The organism is Candidatus Kapaibacterium sp., assembly GCA_025059875.1.
GTDB lineage: Bacteria > Bacteroidota > Ignavibacteria > Kapaibacteriales > HRBIN21 > HRBIN21.
The window spans coordinates 158,140-171,075 of the sequence record JANXCT010000003.1; the positions used below are offsets into that span (position 1 = coordinate 158,140).

Annotated in this window: 8 protein-coding genes; 4 read left to right on the top strand and 4 right to left on the bottom strand. The window is 60.6% G+C overall.

The window, feature by feature from the left end:
* Positions 1 to 38: 38 nt before the first annotated feature.
* Entirely contained in the window at positions 39 to 1,574 is a 1,536-nt protein-coding gene (locus NZ960_05485; GenBank protein ID MCS7177055.1) for a DASS family sodium-coupled anion symporter, read from the bottom strand.
* 139 nt (positions 1,575 to 1,713) lie between these two features.
* Here NZ960_05485 and NZ960_05490 point away from each other — a divergent pair, with 139 nt between their 5' ends.
* The 4 genes from NZ960_05490 (at position 1,714) to NZ960_05505 (ending at position 7,269) form a co-directional block, all read left to right on the top strand.
* Positions 1,714 to 4,680, top strand: a complete 2,967-nt coding sequence (locus NZ960_05490; protein ID MCS7177056.1) for a carbohydrate binding domain-containing protein — start codon at positions 1,714 to 1,716, stop codon at positions 4,678 to 4,680.
* A 102-nt stretch (positions 4,681 to 4,782) separates the two neighbouring features.
* The gene (locus NZ960_05495; GenBank protein MCS7177057.1) at positions 4,783 to 5,661 is read left to right on the top strand and encodes an NAD(+)/NADH kinase; all 879 of its coding nucleotides are present in this window, start codon (positions 4,783 to 4,785) and stop codon (positions 5,659 to 5,661) included.
* Positions 5,662 to 5,669: 8 nt separating this feature from the next.
* Positions 5,670 to 6,359, top strand: coding sequence for an exonuclease domain-containing protein (locus tag NZ960_05500; protein ID MCS7177058.1), 690 nt, complete (start codon positions 5,670 to 5,672; stop codon positions 6,357 to 6,359).
* A gap of 205 nt (positions 6,360 to 6,564) precedes the next feature.
* Complete coding sequence (locus tag NZ960_05505; protein ID MCS7177059.1) at positions 6,565 to 7,269, top strand: hypothetical protein; 705 nt, start codon at positions 6,565 to 6,567, stop codon at positions 7,267 to 7,269.
* A gap of 61 nt (positions 7,270 to 7,330) precedes the next feature.
* Here NZ960_05505 and NZ960_05510 read toward each other — a convergent pair whose 3' ends face one another.
* The 3 genes from NZ960_05510 to nadC are packed head-to-tail and all read right to left on the bottom strand — an operon-like array spanning position 7,331 to position 12,902.
* The gene (locus tag NZ960_05510; protein MCS7177060.1) at positions 7,331 to 8,446 is read right to left on the bottom strand and encodes a hypothetical protein; all 1,116 of its coding nucleotides are present in this window, start codon (positions 8,444 to 8,446) and stop codon (positions 7,331 to 7,333) included.
* Positions 8,446 to 12,012, bottom strand: coding sequence for a UvrD-helicase domain-containing protein (locus tag NZ960_05515; GenBank protein MCS7177061.1), 3,567 nt, complete (start codon positions 12,010 to 12,012; stop codon positions 8,446 to 8,448). Before NZ960_05515 ends, NZ960_05510 begins: the two co-directional genes overlap by 1 nt.
* Entirely contained in the window at positions 12,012 to 12,902 is an 891-nt protein-coding gene (gene nadC, locus NZ960_05520; protein ID MCS7177062.1) for a carboxylating nicotinate-nucleotide diphosphorylase, read from the bottom strand. Before nadC ends, NZ960_05515 begins: the two co-directional genes overlap by 1 nt.
* Positions 12,903 to 12,936: the final 34 nt, after the last annotated feature.

Below are 12,936 nucleotides of genomic sequence, written 5' to 3' on the forward strand. Positions count from 1 at the left end.
CCTATACACCTGCGCTTGAGGTAGAACGAGGCTCCTTCTCACAGCAGCCATGCTAGGGCCGCAAGAACGAGCGTCGAGACAATGTTCATTGCAATCCCTCGGCGTACCATCTGCGGAAGCGGGACTAATTGCGTAGCGTATGCAATCGCGTTGGGTGGGGTAGCGACCGGCAACATGAAGGCACAGGAGGTGACCATCGCCAGTACTACGGTTGCTGGCTCCACGGGTACACCAAGAGTACTCAGCAAGGGAACCACGAGTGGCAGCAAGAGCGCTGCCAACGCCGTGTTGGACATCAGCTCAGTGGCGAGGTTTGCTGCCAACAGGAGAAGCCCTAGGACGACAACCGGTGGTACCCCTGAGAGAGCCCGTGCCAGAAGGTGCGTGAGCACGGCAGCAGTTCCCGTTGCAACCAGCAATCCTGAGAGGCTTAACCCGCCACCGAAGAGGAGTAGAGTCCCCCAGTCAATCCTCTGCACTGCACCCCACTCCAGAAGGCTTCCTGAGCGTTCACCCGAAGGGAGGAGGAACAGGGCTGCCGCACCAAGCAGCGCTATGCTCCAGACGTCAACACCCTTCAATCCCGGGAGCCATCCACTCAGCAGCGGGACACACAACCATAGCGCAACGACTGTTGCAAAGACCGCCAACACTCGACGAGCTCCCTTCCCGATTGGGGCCGCACGCCCTACATCCTGCTCAAGCTGTCCCCAGGCATTCTGTGACGACTTCTGGGAGTGACGCATAGAAGCTGAGAGCACCATCCAGGCCAGCAAGAGAAGGATGGCCCCTGCCGGTAGCCCGTACCGCATCCACTCCAGAAACCCTACCTCTACGCCGTACTGCCGGAGGACTCCGACAGCAATCCCGTTGGGGGCCGTTCCCACGATAGTCATCATCCCGCCAATGGACGCAGCCCAGGCTACGCCGAGCGTCAGTGCCAGTCCAAGCCTCGCAGCGTCCTGCTCTCGTCTCGACCGCAGGTGAAGCATAATCCCGACGGCTACCGGCATGAACATAGCTGCTGTAGCGGTGTTGTTCATCCACATGGAGACTGCCGCGCTCCCTACCATCACAGCAAACAGCAGCCGGCGCGGGGAACGCACTACCCACGGACGCCTCAACAGCCACAGTGCCCAGCGCCGGTCAATTCCATACTCCCGCAGAGCCTCCGCCAGCACGAAGGTACCCAAGAACAAGAGCACGATGGGATCCGCATACCCCTGTAGGAATGTTCGCACAGGAACCGACTGAACCCGCCCGTCCTGGAGCTGCACCAATCCTAACAGGGGCCCCACGAGAGCTGGCAGCAGCGCCGTGACGGGCAGCGGCACGACCTCTCCAACCCACCACCAAAGCATCCACCACACCAGCCCTAGAGTGCGCTGGATGCTCAAGGCAGCGACGGCAGCAGACTCTGAAGGAACCCCCATTTCTGCCAGCACTTGCAGAATTGGTGCTAACGGAGGAATCACCAGCATGCCAGCAAAGCCGGCGACCCCGAACACTGCTCCAAGCCACCATCGCACAGAGCCATACACGACCGTCGTGGGTTCGGATCCTTCTCCCCTCATGCTCTCACGGCTTGCTACTCGCCTCAACAGACTCGCAGACAAAGTTACCATAGGCTCTCACCCACCAAGCCATGGGCCGGCATGGCTGTCCATAGTCAAGCTGTAATTTTGGCTCGACCCATAGCCTGGAGGTAGTAGGATGCGCCGTTGCGCATTGCTACTTTTTGCACCGATAGCAGTAGAAGCGCAGCCACTGCTGAATCCGTATCCCTTCCAGCCAGCTTACTGGGAGACCATAGAGACTCGCTGGCTCTCATTACCGCAGTTCTCGATGTCCTCTGACACCGGCTGGCTGCAGGTGCGGGACGGTGACTTCGTAGACTCTCGAGGCAACCCAATCCGCTTCGTCGGAGCGGTGCTCAACCTAACGGCCTGTTTTCCCGATAGCGCCACGGCCATCCGGGTGGCCTCGCGGCTCCGCGCTCTCGGGTTCAACGCGGTCGCCCTGCGGGGCATAGACATCTCAACGTGGAATGCTGCCAGCATTCTACGGCCCGGCACAACCTCTTCTGCTCTAGACTCGCAACAGATGCGGCGCTTGGACTGGTTCATCGCCCAACTCAAACGCCAAGGCTTCCGCATCCTCCTGATGCTCCACTCCCTCTGGACGCCACGCCGAGAAGACGGAGTTGCGCGATGGGACTCCATTCCGTGGGGCGGGAAAGCCGTGCTCTACATCGACCCAGCGTTCCAGCGGCGCTACCGACAGATTGTGCGCATGTTCATGGAGCACGTCAACCCATATACTGGACGCGCGTACAAAGACGAACCGGCCATCGCCTGGGTTCTGCTCAGCGACGAGAACTCGCTCTTCTACTACTGGACCATCAACTACCTCCACCGCCCGGCCAGCACCTTCATCTCTGAGCACCACAGCCGACAGCTGGACACGTTGTTCAACCTATTCCTGCGCCGCAAGTACGGCAGCGACGCCGCGGTCCGTAGTGCCTGGTTCACCCCACCAGCAGACACGCAGAATGGCATCCGAGATGGTGGCTTTGAGGACGAGTTCAATCCGTCGTGGGTCTTCGGATTCAATGGGGCAGTTGCGCAAGCCCTCTACCGCCCTTCAGAGCTTGACAAGCGCGAGGGACGCTACGCTGCCTTGGTCCGGATTGCACGAACGGATGGCTCGCCTGGCTCCGTCTACTTGTACACAGGGACGCGGACGGTCTTCGGAAGGCTCTACGAGCTGAGCTTCTGGGCACGAGCCTCCCATGCGCCTCGGCGAATCCGCTTCCTGGTCTACAACGGAGAGTTCCCATACCAAGGCCTGGGGCTATCCATCGATACAGCGCTAACAGCAACCTGGCAGGAGTACCGCTTCCGTTTCCGCGCCAGTGACTCGGCTGCCGCAGCTCGACTCCTCTTCTACTTTGGGCAGGACACAGGCGACGTCTTCCTGGATGCTGTCCAACTACGGATGCTCAACGAAGTCCCACTACGGACTGGCGAATCGCTCCTCAACTTCTCGATTGCCCGCTCGCTCTACAACGACTTGGTCGGGACATCCCTCCCACGCATGCGCGATAATGTAGAGTTCTACACCGAGCTGCAGCGGGAGTACTACGAGAGCATGTACCGCCTCCTACGGGATACGCTCAAGTACCGTGGCATCATCATCGGTGGGACCCTACTGAGCCGGCTGAACGACCTCTGGAGCATGCAGCGGATGGACGCCACCGCAGAGCTAGCTGGCTGGGACTATCGGCGTAACCGCTCCCAGCCCCAAGGGAGCTGGTTCATCGCCAACACGCCGATGCTAGGCCACCTCTACGGCGGGACTATCGCTGAACTGGCCCATGCAGCCGTTCGCAACAAGCCCACGCTGGCCTTCTACATCATGCCCTTCCCCTCGGCCCACATGGGCGAAATGGTGACCCTCATCCCTGCCTATGCGGCGTACCACGGTTGGGATGCCGTCTTCTTCCTCTATGGAGCTGATGCCGTCGACAGCTACAGCCTCCCAATGATTGCGCAGAACAGGCACTATGACCTCTGGGCAAACAGCGCTGTGATGTGCCTCGTCCCCTCCGCCTCCGCTGCATACCGAGCGGGCCTCATCTCCCCGGCTCGCGAGACCATTTGGCTCAATCAGACCCGACATGCCCTACTACACCCACACTGGCAGCAGAGCCAGTTCTGGCTCCAGTACAGCACCGACCACCGCATTGCCCTCTTCCGCCGTGTTGTCTTCGACAGCCTCTCGGCACAGCAGCAGACAATGCTCCCCCACCGTTACATCCCAGAGCTCACTCAGTCCCCCATCGACGTCAGCAACCTGCTCTCTGACACCGAGGAGCTACTCTGGAACGCTCGCGATACCCTCTTCACTGTCTCCACTCCTCGCTACATCGCTGCTACAGGTCGCCTACGCGGCATCTTGCAATTCGGCGACATCCGTGTAGAGCGGCTCGATAGTGGTTACACTGGGACCATAAGCTGGCTCTCTTTGGACACCGCTCGCTTGGACAGCGCACGCTGGTCGCTGTTGACGCTCAGCACTAGAGCCTGCAACGATAGCGCTATCTGGGAGGGGAATGTTTCAATCTGGCAGGGATGGGGGAAAGCGCCTGTGCTCTTAGAGGGGATGCGAGTGCGCTTGTCGTGGCGCAGCAGCGCAGATACAATCCGCGTCTACGGTCTTGACTCGACCGGCCGGCTCGCCTTCGGTCCCTTGGAGCCTGTACGACTGCCGAACGGTCGTGTCAGCCTCACTATAGACCAGAGTTTGCCGTTGCAGCGGACGCCATGGTTTGTAATCGAGCAGGTTTGGCGGAGACCGGAACCGCCGCCCGATACGACTGAGGACACCACTGGCACCCGCGTATTGCCTCCAAGCATTGTCGAGCTTCCCATCCTCCACCTCTTTGGACCGCAGCCGGTTCGGGACGATGCAGCGGTAGAGTTCTGGCTACCCCCAACACTTGCTCCTGCCGCTTTAGAGCTGGTCACTCCGACAGGGGATGTCCGCACGCTCTGGCATGGGCAATCTGATGGAACATGGCGTATCCTCCACTTGCCCTCGCTTGCCTCAGGAACATACTGGCTCACCTTGCGCTCCGGGACGCTCTGGCAGCGCAAGGCCTTTGTAGTCCTGCGCTAAACATCGCATGGAGTGCTTCTTGCGCCCCTTCGAGACTCCCGCCACTCAGCAAAGCGCATCAACGGTGACGGTAACTGCACCGAATGTCTGTTGCCGCATGCCATGAAGCAGCGTATTGGCCTCTTTCCCAATCTCCAGAACCCTGAAGCTGTCCGGTGGGCAGAGTACAGCGCCCAGAGACTCATAGAGCTTGGAGCTGAGGTATGCCTCCCTACGGAAGTGGTCCACCACTTTGCTCGCGAGACCATCGTGCAGGCTCTCGTCCATCCGCTAGAGCATCTCGGCGACATAGCCGACACCATCGTGACTTTCGGTGGTGACGGCACGATGCTAACAGCAGCCCAACGCTTCCTGCTCAGCGGCGTGCCTCTCATGGGGGTCAATGTAGGCAAGCTGGGCTTCCTGGCGGAGTTCAGCGTCGACGAACTCGATGCCGCTCTGGAAGCCTTACTCCACGGGGACTACCGGATTGTCCACCGCACGGTCCTAGAAGCCGAAGCCCACGGTCAGCGCTGGTACGCCCTCAATGACATCGTGGTCGAAAAGCATGCCTCCCCACGCATGGTGCAACTACGGGCCTTCATCAACGAGCACCACATTGCTGACTACCGCGCCGATGGGCTTATCGTTACTACTCCCACAGGTTCGACGGCATACTCCCTCTCCTGTGGCGGCCCAATCATCGCACCGAACGCCCGGGTTCTGTGCCTGACCCCAATCTGTCCACACACGCTGACACTCCGCTCGCTAGTAATCCCCGACGACTGCCACATTCGCGTCGAGGTGCTCTCGAACGACGGTGCTGTTTTGGTCCCCGACGGGCAGTGCCAAGAGCCCCTTAGAGCTGGCGAGGTCGTCACTGTTCGACTCGCTCCGCATGTACTCAAGCTCGTCAAGCATGCCGAGAGCTCTTACTTCGATCTCCTACGCCGCAAGCTACTCTGGGCTGCTGACGCCATCGGGAGCGAGTCGCTCCGCTGAGGCGTAGAATGGCAGCAACCAGCCTTTGGGATGCTCGCTATGTCGTTGTGGATGTTGAGACGACCGGCTCTAACCCATCCCACCACCGTATCATGGAAATTGCTTGCCTCGTGGTGGAGGAGGGTACCATCACAGAGCGCTTCGTCTCCCTTGTCAATCCGCACCAGCCGGTCCCGCCGAGTATCTCGGCTCTAACGGGCATCACGAATGGCATGCTCGCGAATGCCCCAGAAGAGAGCGACGTCTTCCGGCACGTTCTCAGGCTCCTTGCAGCACCGGACACTATCTTCGTCGCCCACAATGCTGCCTTCGACTGGAAGTTCCTGCAGAGTACCTTCCAGCGCCTGGGGTACGGTGGCTTAGAAGAGGTAGCTCGGCTATGCACGTATCGTCTGGCCCGCAGACTTCTTCCCCCGACAGTTCGCCGCTTAGGTCTGGATGGGCTCATCGCACACTTCAACCTCCGCATCCCAAGGCGACATCGTGCGGAGCCGGACGCAGAGGCGACGGCCCAGATCCTACTCCACCTCCTGCGCCTCGCAGCCTCACAAGGGTACAACTCACCGGCAGAGCTTCTACGACTCCAGCATGCCCCACACCGTCATCTCTACATCCCACAGCACCTCCGACGGCAACTGAACGAGGTACCCGAAGCCCCCGGAGTCTACAGCTTCTACGACTTCCCACTTTTGCAGTGACGATGGACTTTGGAATCGCCTCTCTGGACGCCGCATCTGGGCGGTCCGCTGGGAGGAGACACCGACCGAACTCTCGGCACTGCTGCGGGAAGTAGAGCGGATTTGGCGAGAACAACCACCTGCCAACTCCGTTGGCAAGGAGCTGGAGACGTACGCCTTCGTCCGACTTACCCTCTCGGACCGCTTCCCTCGGCTGCTCGTAGAGATGGAAGTGACTGCTACCGACGACCCTTTGATAGGCCCTCTCCCTAGTCGCTTGCTAGCTGCTCACCTACTGCAGTTCCTCCAGCGTCAGTACCGACTCCGGCCCTGCACCGACCCGCTACAGAATGCACCTAACGAACCCGCATGCTTCTATGCAGAACTCGGCACCTGCTCAGCGCCGTGCAACGGCATGACCTCTGAACCGGCTTATCGCCAGCAAGCTCAGCGCCTATTGCAAGACGCGCTCTACGGGATCCCCTCTTGGGCTCAGGCCGTCTTCTCCGGAATGCAGCGGTATGCCGACCAGTGGGCCTTCGAACAAGCGGCAGCCCTACGGCCACTATGGCGCTTTCTCCACCGCTGGGGTCGTAGCTCTCTCCCGCTCTGGCTCCAGGCCTGCAGTTTCCTCCTCTTCGTGCCGGCTACGGGAAATGGATGGGAGCTGACTTGCTTCGTTCGAGGGAGCTTCCGAGGGCACCGCGTTATCCAGTCTCCCAGCGACAAGGTGGCAATTCAGGCCTTTCTTTCGGAATGCCTCCAGTGCCCATCGCAGCCCACGTGGCTGGATATCGCACGTCTTGATGCCCTCTCGCGCTGGCTGGCCCAGCAATCTCCCGAAGGATGCCGCCTGATGCTCCTTTCAGATGGACTGCCAGTCCCAGGCATCATTGGACAGCCCGCCGAGTCTCCTATCGGACCTTGCTGAGTGCAACAAAACGGAAACGATAAGACGCGGTCCCGCGAGCTCTACAAGTGACACCACCGCTTTATGGTACCGCTGAACGCTGGTACCACTCGCGGACGACAGCTGCCGCAGGCTTGGCGCGTGGTGTATAGTCGGTCGCTTCGTACCTCGACGGGATACTGTCCCATGCCCACCAGAAGACCCCAACACACCACGGGGCCGTGGAGAACAGTGCCGCGACGGCACGGTAGTAAAGCTCTTGGGCAGCGTAATCCGGTACGGCATCGGGTCTCGCCCCTCGCTGGTAATCCCACGGAGCCGCCAATCCACCCTTAACAGACTGGCAACCGACCTCCGTCAAGATAACCCTCTTGCCGGTCTGAGCCGCTAATCTCGCCAAGCGCTGGCGATGGAGCTGCCATTGTTCTACTGCCTGCTCCAGTGGTGGAGGTGGCTCATCAGGTGACTGGGTCAGTGGCGGGTAGAAGTTGATCCCGATGTAGTCCAGCTCATCCCAGAAGCCGACGCGGAAGTACTCCGGTCCCGGAAGCTCAGGCGTCCCCTCCCAATTGGCAGCGTAGAGCAGCCGACCGCTGTAGACTTTCCGGAGCGTATCTATCAGGCGTCGCCAAAATGGTGTAAACTGCGGCTGCGTGGCTGTCACGAGCTCTGTTCCGATACAGAGCATCTCCACACCCGTCTCCTCAGCGAGACGGGCATACCGGAGTAGCATCGCTGTATACGCCCGGAACCAGGCTGGGCTTGGCTGGATGAGTCCCCGCCACTCTCCGGTGTAGACGTCCACATGAGGTTTGAGCATCACCCGCATCCCCAAGGCTCGAGCCCCTGCAATCGCAGCGCGGATGTCGTCTGGAGTAGAGGTCATTGGTGCAGGGGCACCAGTGATAGGGTTGCGTCCGTCAACGTTAGGAGCGATGTCAGCACTCGTCAGCGTGCTCTGGTACTCGAAGACGCAGAGAGCAACCCAGCGGGAGGCGGTCTGCTGCTGGAGTTCTAAGAGTGCACCGCGGCGCTGCCCTTCTTGAAAGGCGTTGTGCCAGAATGCCGTATAGCAGAAGCCGGGAAAGTGAAGCCTTGACTCGCCAGAAGGCTCGACGGGCGACTCGGTACAGCCGAGCAGTAGAACAGCAAGCGCAAAAGCCCGCAGTAGGAACTGGCGGGACAGTAACCGCTCCATCACTGTGTCTCGAAATCCCTCAGCAGGAACAGGCACTCTGCGACCTCACGGAACTCATTCTCCCAAGCAAGGACCTCAGCCCGCTCCCATGCAATGGTCCAAACCCACGCCGCGTCCTCAACACCCTCGCGGGCACTCTCTACGAAGAGTAACCGTGCCCGAATCCCCGGCTGTTCTGGAAAACGCCGGAGCACCAGGTAGGCATAGACCCGCAACTGCGGCTCGTACCACTGAGCCTGCTGGGCACACTCTTCAGCCGAGGATACCTTCCCCAGCTTCCAGTCCCAGATTTCCCTTCCCTCCGGCGTTGTCAGCAGAACGTCTAGCGTCCCAGTGAGGAAGTTTTCGCCCAGTGGGATTGTCAGCGTGTACTCCCGCAAGGCGTTCCAGAAGTGCCTCCATTGGCGCCGGAGGAAAGGCGTGCGAACAACAGCGGATGCCCGTTCCATAAGCCATTCCGCTGCCATCGTTGCAGTTGCGTACGGGCTCTGCCGGATGAGCCCCTGTACCACTTCGCCGAGTCGCTCCGAAACCAGCTCTCCATCCGGGGTCGTCCAGAGCGTGACGTGGGCAAGGAGTTGGTGGAGGAGGTAGCCAAGGATGACCGGCTCAGGGAGCTCCTGTTCGGTATCTACTGGGATGATAGCTCCCTGGAGGAGCTCTTCGGGCGTTGCAGGGAAGCCTAAAAGGGCCCGCCGCACGAAACTCTCTGGGTCGTGGTGGAAGAGCGTATACTGCGTCGCCGACAGACGCTCTTGGCTCCAGCGCACGGGGACAGGCCGCTCCAGCACAATCGGTGGCACCCATACCCGGTGCCGCGGGGGCAACGCTTCGGGTTCGGGAACATCGCGGATGATGGGAACCGTCAGCTCCACCGTCTGCTGATACCGCTGCCCGCCAGCATAGCTCTCTATGGTCTCGGAGAGCTGGAGCGACGAGTACAGCAAGAGCTCTCGTGAGGAGAGCTGCAGAGCGTCTACGACGAAGCCAAACAGTCCCTCCACCGCTCCTATGCCCCCATCCTTCGTCTCTCGCAGCGTCGCGGCAAGGACCAGATGGTCTCGGGCCCGCGTCAATCCAACGTAGAGCACACGCTGTTCCTCTGCCTTCTGGCGAGCAGTGTTCGTTGCGCTCGCAACGACGTACGTCGGTGTCTGAATGGGAACCCACACGCCAGTCTCCGCATCCCAGCGCAGAGGCTGAGTCAAGACGCCCAAGTTCTCATCCAGCAAGAGCTCGTCCCTTCCAGCTTGTCCATCCGCCATGCGGCAGAGGACGACCACAGGGAACTCCAGTCCTTTAGCCGCGTGGATCGTTAGGATGTTGACCGCATTGGCCCCCGTTGGAAGTGCCGCCTCGGCTTCGGGAGCGTCCATCTCAATGAGGGCCCCGAGCTCGTTGACGAAGTCTGCTAACGTGCGGAATCCTTTCCCTTGGAAGGCACGGGCAAACTCCAGAAGCTTGGCAACATTGGCCTGGATCTGCGGCAGCCGCGGCATCTGCCGAAGTCGCAGTAGCCACAGCGTCCTATCGTTGATTGTCCGCAGGAGCTCTGCAACTGAGACCCTCGGTGCTAACAGGCGCAGGAGCTCTAAGGTTGCCACGACCTCTCGGAATATGGGCTCTTGAGCTGCGCTCCGACAGAGCCGCTGCCACAGCGTCTCCCCTTCTTCCAAGTTGATGCGCAGGAGCTCCTCATCGGTCAGGGCGAACAGCGGAGAGCGGAGGGCTACAGCCAAGGCCAGGTCGTCTTGCTCGTTGAGCAGGAACTGCAGCAGGTAGTAGAGGTCCTGGATCTCCGGCGCTTGGAAGAAGCCCGCCCCCGCGTGGACTATGTACGGAATACCGTAGCGCTGGAGAGCAAAGGTGAGCCTAGGGATGTGGCGACGGTACCGCGTGATGAGAGCGATGTCGCCATAGCCTGCGCGGCGGAGGGAGCCATCGGCTTCAGTGAGCAGGAGTGGCTCCGACCCATCAACCCAGAGACGGAGTGAGCGAGCAATGAGCTCCTCTTCGCTCAGCCTTTCCCGTTCTGCTCCCTGCGCTGGCTCGATAGCTAAGAGGAGTCGGACACTCCCCCGAGCTTCAGGCCGCCCACAAACCAGCGGTTCGTACGGGACCTGCTCCTCTACCTGCAGGAAGAGGCGACCTGCGACTCGGTTGATGAAAGCAACGAGTTCCGGTGCCAAGCGGAAGGACACAGGCAAGTGGATGTCCCCATCCGTGAGTGCATCCGCCTCGCAGCGCGGCAGCAATCCTCGCGCTACCGCATTTCGGTTCCGCTCTACAATGTTCTGCCGCGCCTGCTCAAAGACGCGCACATCTGCATCTCGAAAGCTGTAGATGCTCTGCTTGGGGTCTCCAACCAGGAAGACCTGAGGCCCTCCCCCCGGCATGGCTTCATCCCCCATAAGCCCCCGGACCAGAGCATACTGGACCGGGTTGGTATCCTGGAACTCGTCCACCAGCACATGCTGGATACTCCGTCGTAACCGTTCCAGAACGGCAGGATGCTCCAGGAGACGGAGTGCCTTAAGCTGCAGGTCGTTGAAGTCCAGCACGTTCCGCTCCTGCTTCTCTTGCTCTAGCCGTGCGAACGTCACATCCGCCAAGCGAGCCAGAGTCTGCATCTGCCGCAGAAAGCGGGCGTCTTCCTCCCGATGCTCCCATGCTTCCACCACTTCGTCCAGAGCTTTAGCCTCTCGGGAGAGATAGCGAGCAAGCGGAGAGGCCAATTGGAGCCATGCCCTTGGCTCTCTGCCCTGAGTGAAGGCTTGCTCACGCAGCTGTCGCCACAGCGAAGCCCACAAATCAGGGACAGGAGGTTTGCGAAGTTCGTCGAGGAGCCGGGCGCAGAGTAGGCTAAGCTCTGCAGCTTCCTCTCTCTTGCTAGCCTTCGTCACGAGGGAATCGCTGTAGACGAGCACCTCTGCAACCTTCCGGGCATGCTGCCGGAAGAGTTCCCAGAGGCGCTGGTGGGCCCATTCCACCCGCTCCGGGATTGGCCGTTGCAGAGCTGCACGGAGTAGAATCCAGCGTTCGCTACTATGCAGAATCGCTACCAGGAGCTCCAGTGTCTTCCGCTGCCCGTACTCTCTCACAAGCGCCCACACCTCCTCATCGCCTTGCAGGAGGAGCTCCTCCAGCACCTGCTGCGCTACTTCTCGGTTGAGCCGCAATGCTTCGGCCTCGGTCAACTCGGTGAAGTTCGGCAACACTCCCGCCTCCGTGGAGAAGCGCCGGAGGAGCTGGGCACAGAAACTGTGGATGGTCGAGATCGGAGCGTCTGACAGCCGTTCCCGCAGCGGTTTCAGCAATCTCAGTTCCTGGGCAGAGACGGCGGCAGCAATGAGGCGGTCCAGCTCAGCTGCAATTCGCGCATACATCTCGGCCGCTGCCTTTCGCGTGAACGTGATTGCCACGATGCTCTGGGGGTCTTTAACTGCCAACAGCAGCCGAATGTACCGGCCCACAAGGACAGCCGTCTTCCCTGAGCCAGCACTGGCAGTGACAACGGTATGCCGGTCAGCATCGAGAGCCCACTGCTGTTCCGGACTCCACCGCATTAGAGCAGGCGCGGCACGAGTAGCTCTAGTGAAATGTCCAAGGCTGGTGCGGAGTGGGTTAGCTGCCCAACGGAGATGAACTGGACGCCCGTCTCGGCATACTGGCGCACGGTAGCTAGTTGAATGCTGCCCGAGGCCTCCGTCTCCATGCGCCCTGCGACGAGCTCCACCGCTTGCCGAACCTCCTCTGGTGTAAAGTTGTCGAACATCACCCGATGGACCCCTTCGCATTCGAGTACCTCTCGAACCTGCGCCAGAGAGTGGGCCTCGACCTCAATCCGGACATTCATGTCCGCGAGTTCCCGGCGGCAGCGCTCCACGGCCGCCCGAATGCTACCCATGGCAGCGATGTGGTTGTCCTTGATGAGCACCGCGTCATAGAGCCCCATGCGGTGATTCTGCGCTCCCCCGATAGCTGTGGCGTACTTATCCAGCCGACGCCAGCCGGGGATGGTCTTGCGCGTGTCCGTAATTGTCGCCCCCGTACCCTCAACCGCTTCCACGAAGCGCCGAGTGAGGGTTGCAACCCCGCTCATCCGCTGGAGGAAGTTCAGCGCTGTCCGCTCCGCTGTTAAAATCGCCGGCACAGGCCCAACGACTTCAGCAACTACCACCCCCGGCTCTACCGATGCCCCCTCTGGCACAAGGGGCTGGAGAATGGCTTCGGGATGCACCTCGCGAAAGGCCAATGCCGCTATTGGCAAGCCGCAAATGACACCGACCTGCTTTACCACAATGCGGCCATGACCAATCGGTGCTTGACCGGCAAAGAGGCACTCTGTCGTGATATCGCCAGCACCGATATCCTCCTGCAACGCAATCTGTACCAGGCGGAGGACACTAGCATCGCGGAGAAGCTCCTCTGCCCGTGGTGGCATGCCCTGCGCCATGCGCCGCACACTCTACCAAGCTGATCTCACAACC

Bases quoted from the DNA above. Each gene is read 5' to 3' on its own strand.
- NZ960_05510 (MCS7177060.1), bottom strand. From the start codon at position 8,446: ATGGAGCGGTTACTGTCCCGCCAGTTCCTACTGCGGGCTTTTGCGCTT.
- NZ960_05500 (MCS7177058.1), top strand. From the start codon at position 5,670: ATGGCAGCAACCAGCCTTTGGGATGCTCGCTATGTCGTTGTGGATGTT.
- NZ960_05495 (MCS7177057.1), top strand. From the start codon at position 4,783: ATGAAGCAGCGTATTGGCCTCTTTCCCAATCTCCAGAACCCTGAAGCT.
- NZ960_05485 (MCS7177055.1), bottom strand. From the start codon at position 1,574: ATGAGGGGAGAAGGATCCGAACCCACGACGGTCGTGTATGGCTCTGTG.
- NZ960_05515 (MCS7177061.1), bottom strand. From the start codon at position 12,012: ATGCGGTGGAGTCCGGAACAGCAGTGGGCTCTCGATGCTGACCGGCAT.
- nadC (MCS7177062.1), bottom strand. From the start codon at position 12,902: ATGGCGCAGGGCATGCCACCACGGGCAGAGGAGCTTCTCCGCGATGCT.
- NZ960_05490 (MCS7177056.1), top strand. From the start codon at position 1,714: ATGCGCCGTTGCGCATTGCTACTTTTTGCACCGATAGCAGTAGAAGCG.
- NZ960_05505 (MCS7177059.1), top strand. From the start codon at position 6,565: ATGGAAGTGACTGCTACCGACGACCCTTTGATAGGCCCTCTCCCTAGT.